At 64.5% G+C, this 17,406-nt stretch carries 13 protein-coding genes; 1 reads left to right on the top strand and 12 read right to left on the bottom strand.

Annotated elements, in window-relative coordinates; all coding sequences use genetic code 11:
• Nucleotides 1-86: 86 nt before the first annotated feature.
• Entirely contained in the window at nucleotides 87-1,424 is a 1,338-nt protein-coding gene (locus ACT3UE_RS09475; protein WP_444566610.1) for an acyl-CoA dehydrogenase family protein, read from the bottom strand.
• Between the two features lie 279 nt (nucleotides 1,425-1,703).
• Entirely contained in the window at nucleotides 1,704-2,042 is a 339-nt protein-coding gene (locus tag ACT3UE_RS09470) for a YnfA family protein (protein ID WP_443384213.1), read from the bottom strand.
• Nucleotides 2,043-2,183: 141 nt separating this feature from the next.
• On the opposite strand from ACT3UE_RS09470, the gene ACT3UE_RS09465 reads away from it, so the two are divergent.
• Complete coding sequence (locus tag ACT3UE_RS09465) at nucleotides 2,184-2,930, top strand: SDR family oxidoreductase (protein ID WP_444554211.1); 747 nt, start codon at nucleotides 2,184-2,186, stop codon at nucleotides 2,928-2,930.
• 65 nt (nucleotides 2,931-2,995) lie between these two features.
• On the opposite strand, the gene nrdF is transcribed toward ACT3UE_RS09465, so the two are convergent.
• The 10 genes from nrdF to ACT3UE_RS09415 form a co-directional block, all read right to left on the bottom strand.
• Nucleotides 2,996-4,030 (bottom strand): class 1b ribonucleoside-diphosphate reductase subunit beta, encoded by a 1,035-nt coding sequence (gene nrdF, locus ACT3UE_RS09460; protein WP_443384211.1) that lies wholly within the window; start codon nucleotides 4,028-4,030, stop codon nucleotides 2,996-2,998.
• 34 nt (nucleotides 4,031-4,064) lie between these two features.
• Nucleotides 4,065-6,218 (bottom strand): class 1b ribonucleoside-diphosphate reductase subunit alpha, encoded by a 2,154-nt coding sequence (gene nrdE / locus ACT3UE_RS09455; RefSeq protein WP_443384210.1) that lies wholly within the window; start codon nucleotides 6,216-6,218, stop codon nucleotides 4,065-4,067.
• On the bottom strand, nucleotides 6,215-6,721 hold the full coding sequence (gene nrdI / locus ACT3UE_RS09450) for a class Ib ribonucleoside-diphosphate reductase assembly flavoprotein NrdI (RefSeq protein WP_444554212.1): 507 nt from the start codon (nucleotides 6,719-6,721) through the stop codon (nucleotides 6,215-6,217). The genes nrdE and nrdI overlap by 4 nt, the downstream gene beginning before the upstream one ends.
• Nucleotides 6,722-7,061: 340 nt before the next feature.
• A complete protein-coding gene (gene narI / locus ACT3UE_RS09445) occupies nucleotides 7,062-7,811 on the bottom strand; it encodes a respiratory nitrate reductase subunit gamma (RefSeq protein WP_443384208.1) in 750 nt (249 codons plus the stop codon).
• Nucleotides 7,811-8,470: a nitrate reductase molybdenum cofactor assembly chaperone gene (gene narJ, locus ACT3UE_RS09440; RefSeq protein ID WP_443384207.1), complete on the bottom strand. Its 660-nt coding sequence runs from the start codon at nucleotides 8,468-8,470 to the stop codon at nucleotides 7,811-7,813. Before narJ ends, narI begins: the two co-directional genes overlap by 1 nt.
• On the bottom strand, nucleotides 8,467-10,134 hold the full coding sequence (gene narH / locus ACT3UE_RS09435; protein ID WP_443384206.1) for a nitrate reductase subunit beta: 1,668 nt from the start codon (nucleotides 10,132-10,134) through the stop codon (nucleotides 8,467-8,469). The genes narJ and narH overlap by 4 nt, the downstream gene beginning before the upstream one ends.
• Entirely contained in the window at nucleotides 10,134-13,838 is a 3,705-nt protein-coding gene (locus ACT3UE_RS09430; RefSeq protein WP_444566609.1) for a nitrate reductase subunit alpha, read from the bottom strand. Before ACT3UE_RS09430 ends, narH begins: the two co-directional genes overlap by 1 nt.
• Nucleotides 13,839-14,166: 328 nt before the next feature.
• Nucleotides 14,167-15,006, bottom strand: coding sequence for a sugar phosphate isomerase/epimerase family protein (locus ACT3UE_RS09425; RefSeq protein ID WP_444555176.1), 840 nt, complete (start codon nucleotides 15,004-15,006; stop codon nucleotides 14,167-14,169).
• The gene (locus tag ACT3UE_RS09420) at nucleotides 15,003-16,217 is read right to left on the bottom strand and encodes a dihydrodipicolinate synthase family protein (protein WP_444555175.1); all 1,215 of its coding nucleotides are present in this window, start codon (nucleotides 16,215-16,217) and stop codon (nucleotides 15,003-15,005) included. The genes ACT3UE_RS09425 and ACT3UE_RS09420 overlap by 4 nt, the downstream gene beginning before the upstream one ends.
• On the bottom strand, nucleotides 16,217-17,386 hold the full coding sequence (locus ACT3UE_RS09415; RefSeq protein ID WP_444555174.1) for a Gfo/Idh/MocA family protein: 1,170 nt from the start codon (nucleotides 17,384-17,386) through the stop codon (nucleotides 16,217-16,219). The genes ACT3UE_RS09420 and ACT3UE_RS09415 overlap by 1 nt, the downstream gene beginning before the upstream one ends.
• Nucleotides 17,387-17,406: the final 20 nt, after the last annotated feature.

Below are 17,406 nucleotides of genomic sequence, written 5' to 3'. Positions count from 1 at the left end.
GGGCATCACCTTCAACCAAGCAGAATTAGCCTAGCCTTACTTGATTAGGCTGTAAAGATGATGCGTAATCAATGATCCGGTGGTGATCATGGCTTCTTCGACTTGCCGATGGCCCACACCCGGGGCAAGGCGGTGCCGTTCACGGTCAGGTCCCCGATCAGGCGGGCCTTGAAGACCGCCGGGTTGTGGTTCCCCGCGGTGCGGGCATTGCGCCAATGCCGGTCCAGGTTCTTCACCGTGGAGGTGGCCGAGGCCGCCAGCGCGTCGAAGGCGTGCGAAAGGGCGTCCACCGAAAGCGGGGTCAGCGCCACCTGGCCCTGTGCGGAGGCCAGTTCGGCGCCGTCGTTCAGCTCTTCCTCGCGATCGGTGTCGATCCGTCCGGCCCTGAGGTCCGCTGCGGCATCGTGGGCTTCCTGCAGGGAGGCGGCCACCCGTTCGACGATGGACTCCCCCGCGAACCCTGCGGCGGAGACCTCCCCGACGATCTGCAGGATCTGCGGGTCTTCGCGCCAGACCGGTGCAGCGGCATGGCTGAAGGTGCGGGTACGGCGATGGACCTCGGCGGCGAACTCCCGTTCGGCGGCACGGATGCTGCCGGCCTGCACGGCCAGCAACACCGTCTGGTAGAACGCCGTCTGGTATTTGAAGCGGGTTTCAAAATCGATCAGGCTCTCCTGGCGCACGACGGCGTCGACGAAGATCGAGGTTCCCGAGCCGGTGGTCTGCTGGCCGAAACCATCCCAGTCATCGTGGTGGCGCACCCCAGCCTGGTGGGCATCGACGGCGGCGATGACCCGACGGCCGGTGTCGGTGCGTTCGGAGTAGACATCGATCCAGTCGGCGAAGATGCTGCCGGTCGAGTAGTACTTGGTCCCGTTGACCCGGAAGAGGCCGGGGCCCAGCTCGGGGGCCGGGTCCACGGTGGTCTGGACCTGCCCGACTTCGACGGCTCCGACCTCGGTCCAGGCGTTGCCGACCAGTTCACCGCGCACGAAACGGCGCAACCATCGATCACGGGCTTCACCGGGCTCGGCCAGGATCCGGTCCTCGACGAAGGCGAAGTGGGCGCGCAGGGCCTGGGGGATGTTCGAGTCGGCGGCCGCCAGTTCGGTCAACAGGGCGAAGAGTTGCGGCAGGCTGGCTCCGAAGCCGCCGTCCTCCACGGCCACCCGCAGGGCCCCGAACCCGGCCGCGGCCAGTTCCCGGATCTGCGCCACCGGGAGCTGGTGGTCCTTTTCACGGGCAGAGGATTCCGCGGCGATCCCAGCGAAGAGCGGTCGGAAACGGGCGGCCAGCTGTTGGTACTGCGGCAGGGTCGTTTCGAGTCGGGCTACGGGGTGGATGACCGCCGCGGGGCGCCCCGGTTCGGCGAAGGTGGGCTGTCCTGCCGCTGCGGCGGTGGGTTTAACGGTCTGCTGGCTCATGGGCCCTCCTGCGGATCGGGCGCCAGGCGGCGCCGGGGGGAACGATTCGGAAGCCCGCGATCGGGGCCTCCCGACCGAAGCTATCCGTCCGTCCCTCGGTCCCCGACAGGCTTGACGGTCGGTGACCTCCCGTGACGAAACATGGCGCCCCTCCCCGGTCACCGGCCCGCCACCACGCCCCTCGGGTGTCACCTTCGGTCTTCCGCCGTCACGGGAGGTCACCCGGGGACCGGTGTTCCCGGCGGTCGGGAGCGGCCTCGGCCAGGCCCCGGGGGCCTCCTAGTTTCCCGTGCGCGGAACGAACATGATGACCGCGACGCCCACCAGGCAGATCGCCGCCCCCACGAGGTCCCACCGATCGGGACGGAACCCGTCGAAGGCCATCCCCCAGAGCAGGGAACCGGCGACGAACACTCCGCCATAAGCAGCCAGGATCCGCCCGAAGTTCGCCTCGGGCTGCAAGGTCGCCACGAACCCGTAGACACCGAGGGCCATGACCCCGAGGCCGGCGAGCCACCAGGCCCGGTCCTCGCGTACGGCCTGCCAGATCAGCCAGGCGCCACCGATTTCGGCGACGGCTGCCAGGGCGAAGAGGACGATGGATTTCGTGATGGTCATGCCTCCAGTCTGACCGACGCCCCCCTTCCCCGGAGTTGGGTGGGCGCCCACCTGTCCTTCGCCGGCCCGGCGGGGCAGACTGGTTCCACGATCCAACGCGGGTCTGGTGCACGCACTGGTCCCGCCGGAAAGGGGCGCACGATGAAGATCCTGATCACCGGGGCCGGGGGACAACTCGGGGCCCCGACGTTTGCCGCGGTGGAGGCCGCCGGCCACGAGGCCGTGGGGACCTCCAGTTCCGGGCGGGTCGGCCTGCTCCCGGCCGACCTGTTCACCGGAGCAGGTCTCAACGAGGCCCTGCGCGGGGTGGAGACGGTTGTGCATTGCGCCCATACCGGGGGTGCCCGGGATCTGAGGCTCGCCCGGAACCTGGTGGCTGCCGTCCAGCGGGCCGGCATCGGACATCTGGTGCTCATCTCGATCGTCGGCATCGAGGACATCCCGCTGTCCTACTACAACCAGCGGCTCGCGATCGAAAGGGTCGTGCAGGCCTCCGGGGTGCCGTTCACCGTGCAACGGGCCACCCAGTTCCACTCATTGATCGACGGGCTCTTCACCGCCCAACGCCACCTACCGGTCGTGTTGGCCCCGGCCGCACGGTTCCAGACCATCGCCGTGCCCGAGGTGGCCGGCCGGCTGGCGCATTGGGCTGCCGGCGTCCCCCAAGGCAGGGTGGCTGACATCGGCGGCCCCGAACGACTGGGCATCGGTGAGCTGTACCGGCAATGGCGCACGGCCCGCGGGGGCAGACGCCCCTCGCTCCAGGTGCGCCTGCCCTTCCTCCAGATCTTCAAGGGGCTCGACGCCGGGGCGAACCTGGTCCCCGGAGAACCCTACGGGGACCAGACCTTCGCGCAGTACCTGCAGGAGCGGCCCGGTCCCCGCTGAGGTGCGGGACCGGCACCCCCTACCCCCATCTCTCCAGGGGTGCCGGCATCTTCGTGATGGTTGGCTCAGAAGGCCCAGTCGGAGTCGGTGGTGTCCTCCCCCTTGCCGATGACATAGGAGGAACCTGAGCCGGAGAAGAAGTCATGGTTCTCATCGGCCCCCGGGGACAGGGCGGCCAGGATCTCCGGGTTGACCTCGGTTTCCTCGGCCGGGAACCGTGCGGGATAGCCCAGGTTCATGAGCGCCTTATTGGCGTTGTACCGCACGAAGACGGCCACGTCCTCCATCAGCCCCAGCGGCTCGTAGAGCGCCCCGGAGTAGTCCAGTTCCAACTCGTAGAGTTCCTCGAGCAGCTCGTACGTGAACACGCGGATCTCTTCTTGTTCCTCCCGACTGCGGGTTTCCAGCCCGCGCTGGAACTTATAGCCGGAGTAGTACCCGTGCACCGCCTTGTCCCGCAGGATCAGGCGGATCATGTCCGCGGTGTTCGTCAGCGTCGCGTGCACCGAGAAGTGCAGGGGCAGATAGAAGCCCGCATACAGCAGCAGCGAGGACAGCAACGTGGAGGCGACCTTGCGTTTGAGCGGATCATCCCCGTAGTAGTGGTGCAGGACCTTCTTGCACCGTTCCTGCAGCTGGTCGTTGCCCACGGCCCAGGCGTAGGCCTCATCGATTTCCCGGGTGCTGGTCAGCGTCGAGAAGACCGAGGAATACGAGCGGGCGTGCACGGCCTGCATGAAGGCGATGTTGGTGTAGACGGCCTCTTCGTGTTCGGTCCGCGCATCCTGGATCTGGCTGATCTCCCCGACGGTCGCCTGGACGGTGTCCAGCATGGTCAACCCGGTGAAGACCCGCATGGTCAGGGTTCGTTCCTCCTGGGACATCCGCTGCCAGGCCGGGATGTCGTTGGAGAGAGGGACCTTCTCGGGCAGCCAGAAGTTGGCCGTCAAACGGTTCCAGACCTCCAGGTCCTTCTCATCGGTGACGCGGTTCCAGTTGATCGGCCGCAACCGGGCGGCGGGGTCGATCCGGTAGGAGGGAGGGGTGACTGAGTCGCGCAGCAGGTGCTCGGCGACCGGGGCCTCTGGGGACAAGCTCATGGGTATGGGGTCTTCCTTCGTCGGGGGTGGAGGGTCAGAGTTCGCAGGAAACGCAGTTCTCGACTTCGGTGCCGGTCAGGGCCATCTGCCGCAACCGGATGTAGTAGAGCGTCTTGATGCCCTGGCGCCAGGCATGGATCTGCGCCTTGTTGATGTCGCGGGTGGTGGCGGTGTCGCGGAAGAACAACGTGCAGGACAGTCCCTGGTCCACGTGTTGCGTGGCCGCTGCGTAGGTGTCGATGATCTTCTCGTAGCCGATCTCGTAGGAGTCCTTGAAGAACTCCAGGTTCTCGTTGTCCATATGCGGCGCCGGGAAGTACACGCGTCCGAGCTTGCCTTCCTTGCGGATCTCGATCTTCGAGGCGATGGGGTGGATCGACGCGGTGGCGTTGTTGATGTAGCTGATCGATCCGGTCGGGGGCACCGCCTGCAGGTAGGCGTTGTAGATCCCGTGCTTCTGCACGGATTCGCTTAGTTCCTGCCAGTCCTGCCGGGTCGGGATGTCCACGCCGGCTTCACGGAAGACCTCACGCACCCGCGCCGTGGCCGGCTCCCAGACCCTTTCGGTGTATTTCTCGAAGTAGGAGCCGTCGGCATAGGAACTGTTCTCGAAGTCCCCGAAGGCCTGTCCGCGGTGGATCGAGATCCGGTTCGAGGCGCGCAGTGCGTGGTAGGTGACCGTGTAGAAGTACATGTTCGTGAAATCCACGCCCTCCTCGCTGCCGTAGTGGATGCGCTGGGACGCCAGGTAGCCGTGCAGGTTCATCTGCCCCAGGCCGATCGCATGGGAGAGCTCGTTGCCGTGGGCGATGGAGGGGACCGCGTCGATGTCCGAAAGCTCGGAGACACTGGTCAGCCCGCGTACCGCGGTGTCGACCGTGCTCGCCAGGTCACCGGAGGCCATGGCCGCGGCGATGTTCAGCGATCCGAGGTTGCAGGAGATGTCCCGGCCGACCTGCTGGTATCCGATGGCGTTGTCGTAGTCCGACGCGGTGTTCACCTGCAGGATCTCCGAGCACAGGTTCGACATGTTGATCCACCCCTTCAGCGGGTTGGCGGCATTGACCGTGTCTTCGAACATCACGTACGGGTAGCCCGATTCGAATTGCAGTTCGGCGATGGTCCTGAAGAAGGCCCGGGCGCTGAGGGTCTTCTTGCCGATCCGCGGGTTCGCGACCATCTCGTCATAGTGCTCGGTCACCGACAGATCCGAAAGGGCCGTGCCGTACTCCCGCTGGACGTCATAGGGCGAGAACAGGTGCATGTCCTCCCCCCGCTTGGCCAGCTCGAAGGTCACATCGGGGATCACCACACCCAGCGAGAGGGTCTTGATCCGGATCTTTTCATCGGCGTTCTCCCGTTTGGTGTCCAGGAACGCCAGGATGTCGGGGTGATGGACGTGCAGGTAGGCGGCGCCGGCGCCTTGGCGGGCCCCGAGCTGGTTGGCGTAGGAGAAGGAGTCCTCCAGGATCTTCATGACCGGGACGACGCCGGAGGCCTGGTTCTCGATCTTCTTGATCGGTGCGCCCTGCTCGCGCAGGTTCGTCAGCAGCAGTGCGACGCCGCCGCCGCGCTTGGAGAGCTGCAAGGCGGAGTTGACGCTGCGGCCGATGGATTCGAGATTGTCCTCGATGCGCAGCAGGAAGCAGGACACGAGTTCACCGCGCTGGGTCTTTCCGGCATTCAGGAACGTCGGGGTGGCCGGCTGGAACCGTCCACTGAGCATCTCCTGAACCAGCCTGCCGGCCAGCTCCTCGTCCCCGCGGCCCAGGAACAATGCGGTGGACACCACGCGGTCCTCGAAGGTTTCCAGGTAATGGTCCCCGTCGAAGGTCTTCAGGCTGTAGCCGGCATGGAACTTGAAGGCGCCCAGGAAGGTCGAAAAGCGGTACCCATGGGCGTAGGCACTGCGATACAGCTCCTTCACGAACGCCCAGGGGTAGGCGCGGATCGGCGCTTCCTCGTAGTACTCATTGGCGATGAGGTAGTCGATCTTCGCTTCCAGGTCGTCGAAGCGGATCATCCGCGGTTCGACGTGGCCCGCGAGATAGGCCTCGACCGCTTCATGGTCCTTGCCCAGTTGGATCGAACCATCGGCGGCGAAGAGGTTCAATTGCGCGTTCAGCGCGTGGTAGTCCTTGCGGGCCCCGATGCCGTCGGTGGTGGGCTCCATGATGTCGGTGGTCATGCGTACTCCTCGAGTGGTGTGGTGGCGTGGTGGTCGTGCCAGAAGGTGGAGAGGCCCTCGCGGACCCGGTGTACATCGCGTTCGGTGCCCAGCAGTTCGAACCGATACAGTTCGGGCACCTGGCATTTATCGGAAATGACCGTCCCGGCCAGGCAGTAGTCCTCGCCGAAGTTCGTGTTCCCGGCGGTGATCACCCCGCGCAGTAGGCCACGGTTGACCGGATCGTTGAGGAAGCCGATCACTTGTTTGGGCACTGCCGTGGAACGGTGGCCTCCCCCGTAGGTGGGCACCACCAGGACGAACGGGCGGGAGACCTGCAGCTCTCCCTCGATCCGGGGGCGCAAGGGAATCCGCACCGCGGGCAGGTCCAGCCGTTCAATGAAGCGTCGGGTGTTTCCTGAGACGCTGGAAAAATACACCACCTCCGGCGAGGTGTCCGTGTCGAGCGGGGTGGACGCCGTGCGCCCGGCCCCGTCCAAACGCCCCGATTCAGTCGTCTTCATGCGCAAGGCTCCTTGACTCCCGCCCTGACGGCGGATCTAGATGTTGTGGTCAGTTGACCCCTCATGGCCTACATCTAGTAATAGCACCTCATTGAAACACTTGTCTACGTGGCTTCGTAGTATCTAGTTCGAAGTACCGAACTCTATAATCGTCCCTGAAATACTCCCGCGGGAAATGCCGGCCCCTCGAGGCTCAAGAGCATGAAAACAGGGATTTGCCTGCGGAAGTGCGCTTGACGTGGGTGCCCGGACAGTGGTCCGGGGCGATAGGACAGCACAGCGAGGGGGTGCACGTGGCACCCCCTCGCCGGGAGGAGTATCTGCTGTTGTCCTTTTCCGATCAGTCGGGACGACGTTTGGGAATGGTGTCGACCTTCTCCCAGCCGCGCCGGACGTCCCGCGATCCCGCATGGGCATCACGGCTGCGGTAGAGGACGTAGGGGCGGAAGATGTACCCCACTGGCGCCGTGAAGACGTGCACCAGGCGGGTGAAGGGCCACAGCGCGAAGAGGAAGATGGCGATCAGGGCGTGGAACTGGAACGTGAACGGGGCATCGACCATCAAATCGGGCTGCGGGTTGAAATAGAAGATGCTGCGGAACCAGATGGAAACGCCTTCGCGGTAGTTATAGGCTCCAGCCACGCCCGAAACGGTATTGGCCAGTCCTGCCACGATGACCAGCCCGAGGGTGAAGTACATCGTCTTGTCCATCTTGGTGGTGGCGCCCAGTACGGCCTTGGTGAAGCGTCGCCGATACAGCAGCCCGATGAATCCGACGATCGTGAAGACCCCCGCGATGGCTCCGACCGAGATCGCCATGAAGTGGTACATCCCTTCGGAGATCCCGACGGCATCGGTCCAGGCCTGGGGGATCCCCAGACCCATGACGTGGCCGAGGAAGACCGCCAGGATCCCGAAGTGGAACATCGGGTTCGCCCAGCGCAGGATGCTGCTCTCGTACATCTGGCTCGACCGTGAGGTCCACCCGAACTTGTCATAGCGATACCGCCAGATGTGCCCGAGGATGAAGATGGTCAGACAGATATAGGGAAAGATCAGCCACAAAAAGACATTCAACGGGTCGTCCATTACATGCCTCCCGGCATCGGCGCCAGATCCGGCGTTCCATAGGTGTCCAAGCCGACTTCCTCTTCTTCGGGGCCTTCGGCGATCAGCCGTTGCACGGCCTCATGGTCCTTGCCCTTCAGTGCTGGCAAGGTGGCGCAGACGGAATCGATGGCCCCGAACCAGGGGGATTCGACTTCGCGCAGATGGATCCGCAGCAGCTCCAGACCCGCACGGTTGTCCAAGATGATCTTCAGCCCCGCCTTGACGTCGGTCAGGGCCCCGAACTCCAGGACCACGCACAGATGATCCGGGAGCTGGTCCTCGGTCAAGGTCAGTCCGGCCTTCACATAGACCTGCTTGATGCGCAGGAGCGCCAGACCCCGTTTCCGGGTCTCCCCGTTGGAGAAGTACGTCAGGAACAGGCATCCCCGACGCCGGGTGTCGAAGGTGTCGACATATTCGCTCTGGATCTCGCGCAACGTCCCCTGCTGCAGGTGCTGGATGGTCTTCTGCAATCCCGCCCCGACCTTCGTGGGCAGGCCGGCGGCCACTTCACTGAGTAGTTCCAGCCGGGAGAACAGTTCCTCATCGGGGTAGTCCAGCAGGATGGACGCGGATTGCCAGATCCCGGTGAGCTGTTCGGTGGAGTATTTGAGCGCGGGGGCCTTGGGGGGTGTCATGAGGAGGATCCTCCCTGCGGCGAAGCCGCCGAGTCCGACGACGATTCGGGGAACAACCCCTCGGGGGTGCCTTGGCCGTCCCAGTTCAACAGGTTGATGCGCACTCCTTCGGGACGTCCCGGCACATCGGGGGATCCCAGGCCCGGGTCCTTGCCCATATCCGGATCCTGGGCGAAGGAGCCGTCCATCCCGCCCATGCCGCCCATACCCGGACCGCCGTCGACGTCGAGCGAGCACTCGGTGGCGATGTTCTCCAGTTTGTGGGCGTCTTCGTAGTGGGCGGAGGGGATGACATAGCGTTCTTCATATTTGGCGATGGCCAACAGACGGTACATGTCCTGGACCTCCTGGCCGGTCATCCCCACCGATTCGGCAATGGACTCCTGGGGTTCCCACCCCATATTGATATCGCGCATGTAGGAGCGCATGGCCGCCAGCTTATGCAGCACCAGATCCACCGGCTTGGTGTCCCCGGCCGTGAAGAGCCCGGCCAGGTACTCGATGGGAATCCGGAGCTTGTCGATGGCCGCGAACAGGTTGTCCTGCTTTTCGGCGTCCTCGCCGGTGTCGCTGACCGCATCCACCACCGGGGAGAGCGGCGGAATGTACCAGACCATCGGCATGGTGCGGTATTCGGGGTGCAGCGGCAGGGCCACCTTGTATTTGTTGATCAGCGCGTAGATCGGCGACCGCTGGGCCGCTTCCACCCAGTCCTCGGGGATGCCGGCCTTGAGCGCCTCACGCATGACCTCGGGATCGTTCGGATCCAGGAACACCTCGCGCTGGGCTTCATACAGGCCGTGCTCGTCCGGGGTGGATGCGGCCTCGAGGACCCGGTCGGCGTCATAGAGCATCAGGCCGAGATAGCGCAGACGACCCACGCAGGTCTCCGAGCAGATCGTGGGTTGGCCGATCTCGATGCGCGGATAGCAGAACGTGCACTTCTCGACCTTGCCGGTCTTGTGGTTGAAGTACATCTTCTTATACGGGCAACCGCCCACGCACTGCCGCCAGCCGCGGCAGCGGTCCTGGTCCACCAGCACGATGCCGTCCTCTTCGCGCTTGTAGATGGCGCCGGTGGGGCAGGAGGAAACACAGGAGGGGTTCAGGCAGTGTTCGCAGATGCGGGGCAGGTAGAACATGAACGTCTGCTCATATTCGAATTTGATCTTGTCCCCGACCTTCTGCAGGATCGGGTCGTGGTGGGTGTTCTCCACGGACCCGGCCAGGTCGTCGTCCCAGTTGGACGACCAGGTGACGGTGGTGTCCTGCCCGGTGAGTAACGATTTGGGCCGGGCTACCGGCATATGGTCCTGGGCGGGAGCCGTGGTCAGGTTCTCGTAGTCGTAGGTCCACGGCTCGTAGTAGTCCTTGATGCCTGGCAGATTGGGTGCGGCGAAGATGGTCATCAGGTTCTTCAGCCGGCCACCGGCCTTGAGCTTGAGCCGACCACGCTTGGTCAGCGTCCAGCCGCCCTTCCACTTCTCCTGGTCCTCATAGGTACGCGGATAGCCCAGACCGGGCCGGGTCTCCACGTTGTTGAACCAGATGTGTTCGGCACCGGAACGGTTCGTCCAGACCTGCTTGCACGTGACCGAACACGTGTGGCAACCGATGCACTTGTCCAGGTTCATCACCATTGCCATTTGAGCCATGACACGCATTAGTACGTCACCTCCTGGTTGCGGCGGCGAATGACCGTGACTTCGTCGCGTTGGTTTCCCGTCGGCCCCATGTAGTTGAAGGCGTAGGTCTGCTGGGCGTAACCGCCGATCATGTGCGTGGGCTTGATCATCAGGCGGGTGAGCGAGTTGTGGTTGCCACCGCGCTGGCCGCTGGTCTCGGAGAGCGGCATATCGATCAGCCGGTCCTGCGAGTGATACATGAACACGGTGCCCTCGGGCATCCGGTGCGAGACGATGGCTCGTGCCGTGGTCGTGCCGTTGCGGTTGACCGCCTCGATCCACTCGTTGTCCTTGACCCCGATCTTCTCGGCGTCCAGCGGACTCATCCAGATTCCCGGACCACCCCTGAACAGCGAGAGCATGAACAGGTTGTCCTGGTATTCGGAGTGGATGGACCACTTATTATGCGGGGTCAGGTACCTGACGGACACGCCCTTGGAGGAGGTGGAACCGATGGCCGGTTCATCGAATAGCGCCGTCATGTCCAGCGGTGGCCGGAAGATCGGCAATCCCTCACCCAGTTCGGTCATCCAGTCGTGGTCCAGATAAAAGTGCATCCGGCCGGTCAGGGTATGCCACGGTTTGAGTCGTTCAACGTTGATGGTAAACGGGGAGTACCGCCGGCCGCCGGTTTCAGAACCTGACCATTCGGGTGAGGTGATCACCGGCGCCGGACCGTTTTGTGTATCGGCGAACGTCACCCGGTGGCCTTCGTTCTCCGAGGACAAGTCGTGCAGCAAGGTGCCGGTGCGTTTCTCCAGCGTTTTGAAACCCTGGGTCGCCAAATGTCCGTTGGTGGTGCCGGAGAGGGTCAGGATCATCTCGCAGGCCTGGTAGTCCTTGAGGATGTCGGGGCGCCCATGGCCCGCACCTCCCCTCACGGTTCCGTTCTTGATCTTTAGTTCTTCGATTTCCCGGCTCACGTCAAAGGTGATGCCCTTGGTCGTGGCCCCGAGCGTGTCCATCAGGGGTCCGATCGAGCGCATCATGTCGCCGATCTTCGTGTAGTCGCGTTCGACTTCGATGATCTTGGGCATGGTGACCCCGGGCTCGGGCTCACATTCGCCGTATTTCCAGTCCCTGACCTTCCCATGTGGGGAAACCATCGCATCGGGGGTGTCATGGGTCAGCGGCGCCGCGACGACGTCGGTCTGCTTGCCCAGGTGCGGTTCCGCCAGACGGCTGAACACCCGGGAGATTTCCTGCCAGGCGTCCCAGTCCGTACGGGATTGCCACGGCGGGGCGATGGCCGGGTTGAAGGAGTTCACGAACGGGTGCATGTCAGTGGTGGACAGGTCGTACTTCTCATACCAGGTGGCCGCCGGGAGCACGATATCCGAGTGCAGCGTGGAGCTGGTCATTCGGAAGTCCAGCGTGGTGAGCAGGTCGAGTTTCCCCGTCGGAGCCTTCTCCCGCCATTTCACGTCCTTGGGGCGGAAGCGTTCTGCGGTTTCCTCGGCACTGATGGTGTGCGAGGCCCCCAGCAGGTGGTTCAGGAAGTATTCGTTGCCCTTGGCCGAGGAGCCGATCAGGTTCGAGCGCCACAACGAGAGCACCCGGGGGTAGTTATCCGGAGCATCGGGGTCCTCGGCGGCGAAGTTCAACCGTCCCGCCTTGATCTCGTCAACCACGTAGTCCTTGGCCGACTGGCCCTTCTGCCTGGCCTGGGCCCCGATGATCAAGGGGTTCCGGTCGAAGGTGGGGTAGGAAGGCATCCACCCCAGCCGGGCCGATTGGGCGATGATGTCCGCCGTCGTCTTTCCGGCGAGCTGCCCCTTGCCGGTTTGGGCGGTCAGGGCATCGGCACCGAACTGGTCATAGCGAAACTGGTCGGTGTGGAGGTACCAGTAGGCCGTCTGCACCATGTTGCGGGGAGGACGCAGCCAGTCCAGTCCGTTTGCGAGTTGGTTGTATCCGGTGAGTGGACGGACCTTTTCCTGTCCGACATAGTGCGCCCAGCCGCCGCCGTTCACGCCCTGGCAACCGGTGACGGTCGTCAAGGTCAGGAAGGTGCGGTAGATGGTGTCGGAGTGGAACCAGTGGTTGGTGCCGGCTCCCATCAGGATCATCGAGCGGCCCTTGGAATCCTCGGCGTTCTGCGCGAATTCCCGACCGATCCGTTCGCAGGCCTCGGCCGTGACGCCGGTGATATTGGCCTGCCAGGCGGGGGTGTTCGGCGATTCGGCGTCGTCGTAGCCCGTGGGCCACTCCCCCGGTAGCCCGGGGCGCCCCACGCCGTATTGGGCGAGCATCAGGTCGAAGACCGTGGTGACCAGCCGTCCGGCCACCCGGCGTGCCGGGACGCCGCGGCGGATGACACCGATATTGCCCTGGCCGGCGTCGAAACGTGGCATGTCGATGGATACGTTTTCGTCGGCACCATCGATCAGGGTCAGCTTGGGGTCGATATCCCCGAGGTTGAGGTTCCATTTGCCCTCACCGGTTTCGCCGTAGCGGTGGCCGAGGGTGCCCGGGGGCACCACGAGGCGGTCGGTGGCCGCATCAACCAGGACCGTCTTGAATTCGGGGTTTTCAGCTTCCGCCTCAATCTCTCCGTCCAGGTCGGCGGCGGTCAGGAACTTGCCGGCAGTGAACATCCGTTCTCCGTCGGCGTCCTGCGCTTCGTCGAGGGTGACCAGGAACGGCAGGTCGGTGTACTTCTTCACGTACTGGGTGAAATAGGGGGTCTGCCGGTCCACGTGGAATTCCTTGAGGATGACATGTCCCATGGCCATCGCTAGGGCGCCGTCGGTTCCCGGTTCGGCGGGCATCCATTCATCGGCGAATTTGGTGCTGTCGGCGAAGTCGGGGGAAACGACGACCACTTTTTGTCCCCGGTAGCGGGCTTCGATCATCCAGTGGGCATCGGGGGTCCGCGTCACCGGGACGTTGGTGCCCCAGATGACCAAGTAGCCGGCATCCCACCAGTCCCCGGATTCGGGTACGTCGGTCTGGTCGCCGAAAACCTGGGGGGAAGCGACCGGCATATCGGCGTACCAGTCGTAGAAGCTGAGCATGGACCCGCCGATAAGGTTCACGAACCGGGCACCTGAAGAGTGCGAGACCATCGACATGGCCGGGATGGGCGAGAACCCTGCCACTCGGTCGGGACCGTATTTGCGGATGGTGTGCACATGGGCGGCCGCGACGATCTCGATCGCTTCGTCCCAGGTCGCACGCACCAGCCCGCCCTTGCCGCGGGCACTCTTGTACCGCACGGCCCGCTCGGGGTCCTCGGTCAGATCGGCCCAGGCCAGCACCGGATCCTTCAGCCGGGCCTTGGCTTCCCGGTACATCTCCAGCAGGACGCCGCGGATGTATGGGTAGCGGGTTCGGGTTGGCGAATAGGTGTACCAGGAAAAAGAAGCGCCGCGCGGGCAACCGCGCGGCTCGTATTCCGGCTTATCGGGGCCGGTGGTGGGGTAATCGGTGGCCTGGGTTTCCCAGGTGATGATGCCGTCTTTGACGTAGACATTCCAGGAGCACGACCCCGTGCAGTTCACCCCGTGGGTCGATCTGACCACCTTGTCGTGGCTCCAACGATCCCGGTAGAAGGAATCCCCGGAACGGCCCCCGACCTTGAGTAGCGTGCGTCCATCGGGCGAGACGACTTCCTTCGGTTTGAAAAACCTCCGAGTCCTGATCAGCGCATCTTGTAGTCCGCTATTCATGGTCGTGCTCATGTCGGCCCTCCCGCATTCGCCGTTATACGGCCCGCCATGAGGCCGTATGCCTCCTCGGACAGGGGGTTTCCGAATCCTGTGGAATCAAAGACCCCGCGTCGATGAAACTCACAGTAGCAGGGAAAAAATGAGACCACCATCACATAGTTGCAATCAACAAAACTGCAGGTGACATGGGAAATTCTTCACGCTCTAAGGTTCCGGCCCGCGGAGGGAACGACGAAGGCCGCCCCCGCGGGAGCGGCCTTCGAAGAGCTGATCCGCGCGGACTCGGCTCAAGGGGAACCGGAACCATCACGCTCGCGGGTCGCCGGTCAACCACCGTGGGCTAGGCGAAAGGCAGCACCAGTTCTGCGTAGCGTTCCTTCACGGTGGAGAGGACCGTATCGCCGTCGGTATCCCAGATTTCCTGGTTGAAAATTTCCACCTCGATATCCCCGGTGTACCCGGCATCACGGACCCAGGAGCCGATGGTCGCGAAGTCGATGACACCGTCTCCCATCATGCCGCGGGAAAGCAAAGCGTCGGCTGCGATAGGCAGGTTGAAATCGCAGATTTGGTAGGAAGCGATCCGCTGTTCGCGGCCGGCCCGCCCGATCTGCGCCTTCAGATCAGGGTCCCACCAGACGTGGAAGGTGTCTACGGCCACGCCGACGGCGCCCGGATCGTACGGTGCCGCCAGGTCCAGGGATTGCCCTAGCGTGGAGATCAGGGCCCGGTCTGCCGCATACATCGGATGCAGCGGTTCAAGGACCAGCCGCACCCCGTGTTCGACGGCGTAGGGCACCAGGTCCTTCAGGCGGTCGGCCACGCGTTGGCGGGCCGCGACGACATCCTTCTCCCCCGGGGCCAAGCCGCCGACCACCAGGAACAACTCGGTGGTGCCCAGCGCCACGGCCTCTTCGATCGCCGCACGGTTGTCGGCCAGCGCCACTGCCTGGCCCTCGGCATCGGCTGCCGTCAGGAAGCCTCCCCGGCACAGCGATGAGACCCGCAGTCCGGCATCACGGATCAGCTGCGCCGATTCCGCCAGGCCGTGGTCTGCGACGATGTCCCGCCAGGGGCCGATGGCCGGGATCCCGGCGCGGACGCAGCCGTCCACGACCTCGGGCAGGGTCCATTTCTTGGTGGTGGCGCTGTTCAGGGCCAACCGCGAGAAATCGCTCATGCTCCCACCCCATTGGTCTGAAGGAAGGTGGACATCCGGGCTGCGGAGCGCTCAGGATCTAGGAGCAGCCCGGCAGCATCGGCCAGTTCGAAGGTGGTCGCCAGGTGCATGAGCGACCGGCCCGAATGTAGTCCGCCCACCATCTGGAAACCGGGCTGCTGCGCGTTGATCCACGAGAGGAACGCAATGCCCGTCTTGTAGTAGAAGGTGGGGGCGCTAAAGATGTGCTTTCCCAGTTCCCGGGTCGAATCAAGGGTGGCTCGTGCCGCCACCGAATCACCGGCGTCGTAGCTTTGCAGCGCTGCGGAGGCCGCCGGGTAGATGGCGGCGAAGATGCCCAGCAGCGCATCGGAGTGGTGACTGCCGTCCCCGTCGATGAGTTCGGGATAGTTGAAGTCATCCCCGGTATAGAGCCTGACCCCTGCAGGCAGTGAGGCCCGTAGTGCGACCTCGTGCCCGGCGTCGAGCAGGGAGACCTTGACCCCGTCGATCTTCTCGGCATGACCGCTGACCAGCGAGGAGAACGTATCGGTCGCCGTGGCGACGTCATCGGAGCCCCAGTAGCCGGCCAAGGCCGGATCGAACATGGTGCCCAGCCAGTGCAGGATCACCGGTTGCTTGGCCTCACGCAGCAACGTCGAATAGACGTGCAGATAGTCCTCGGCGTCGGTGGCCACGGCGGCCAGCGCGCGGGAGGCCATCAGGATGGTCTTCGCGCCGGCCTCCTCCACCAGAGCCATCTGCTCGCGGTAGGCATCGAGCACGACGTTCAGCCCGGCAGGGCCCGAGGGGACGGTGGCCAGATCCAGCTGGTCGGTTCCCGCGCCGCAGGCGAGCAGATCGCGCACCGATTTGCCGGCGGTGGCGGGGGCCTTCGAGGAGACCACAGCGGCCGCTTCGGCGGCACTGCGGCGGATCAGTTCTCCGGTGGCCGCCCAGTCCAGACCCATGCCGCGCTGGGCGGTGTCCATCGCATCGGCGACACCCAGGCCGTAGGACCAGAGTTCGTGGCGGTAGGCGAGGGTGGTATCCCAGTCCAGTGCCGCCGGGGCTCCGGGCACGTTCTCCGCGTGCACGTCGGGGATGACGTGGGCCGCTGCGTAGGCGTGCCGGGAGGTGATCGGGGCGGTGGGCCTGGACCAGGTCCGTGCCTCGGATAGCTGGTGCGTGCGGGTTCCGCCGTCGTTCCGGGGAAGAATCAGCGAGGCCATCAGAGCGTGATTTCCGGGATGTCGATGGTACGGCGTTCGTCGTTGGAGCGCAGGCCCAATTCGGCCAGCTGGACGCCGCGGGCCGCGGAGAGCAAACCGAAGCGGTGTTCGCGTCCGGCGACGACGTCGGCCAGGAACTCTTCCCACTGCAGCTTGAAGCCGTTGTCCAGCTCGGCGTTGGCCGGGACTTCCTGCCATTGGTCGCGGAAGGATTCGGTCACCGGCAGGTCGGGGTTCCAGACCGGCTTGGGGGTGTGGGCGCGCTGCTGGGCGACGCACTTATTCAGGCCGGCCACTGCCGAGCCGAGCGTTCCATCGATCTGGAATTCGACGAGTTCGTCGCGGTAGACCCGCACGGCCCAGGAGGAATTGATCTGCCCCACGACCTCGTCGCCGGCGGGGGTCTCGAGTTCGAAGATGCCGTAGGAGGCGTCATCGGCGGTCGCGACGTATTCCTGGTCCTGCTCGTCCCAACGGGCCGGGATGTGGGTGGCGGTCTTGGCGTTGACGCTTTTGACCTTCCCGATGATCCCCTCGAGGACGTAGTTCCAGTGGCAGAACATATCGGTGGTCATGCCGCCGCCGTCTTCGGCGCGGTAGTTCCAGGACGGACGCTGCGCTGACTGCACATCGCCTTCGAAGACCCAGTAGCCGAATTCGCCGCGGATGGACAGGATGCGGCCGAAGAATCCCTCATCGACGAGGCGGCGCAGCTTCACCAGCCCGGGCAGGTAGAGCTTGTCATGCACGACGCCGGCGGTCACCCCGGACTCGGTGCCGATGCGGGCGAGCTCGATGGCTTCGTCGAGGGTTTCGGCGGTGGGCTTCTCGGTGAAGATGTGTTTGCCGGCCTGCATGGCCTTCTTCAGCGTCGCGGCGCGCAGGCTGGTCATCGAGGCGTCGAAGACGACGTCGACGGTCGGGTCGTTGATGACCGCATCCAGATCGGTGCTCCATTCGGCGACCCCATGCAGTTCTGCAAGTTCGCGGACCTTGGCTTCGTTGCGCCCGATGAGGATCGGCTCGACCTGGACGCGGCTGCCATCGGCCAGGGTGAAGCCTCCGGCGTCGCGGATCGGCAGGATGGATCGCAGCAGGTGCTGGCGGTAGCCCATCCGGCCGGTAATGCCGTTCATGGCGATACGGATGGTGCGTGGTGTCGAGCCCATGGGACCTCTTTGCTGGGGGT

Source organism: Arthrobacter sp. 179 (assembly GCF_052379645.1).
Taxonomy (GTDB): Bacteria; Actinomycetota; Actinomycetes; order Actinomycetales; family Micrococcaceae; genus Arthrobacter_H.
This window is presented reverse-complemented; position numbering and strand designations above follow the sequence as displayed.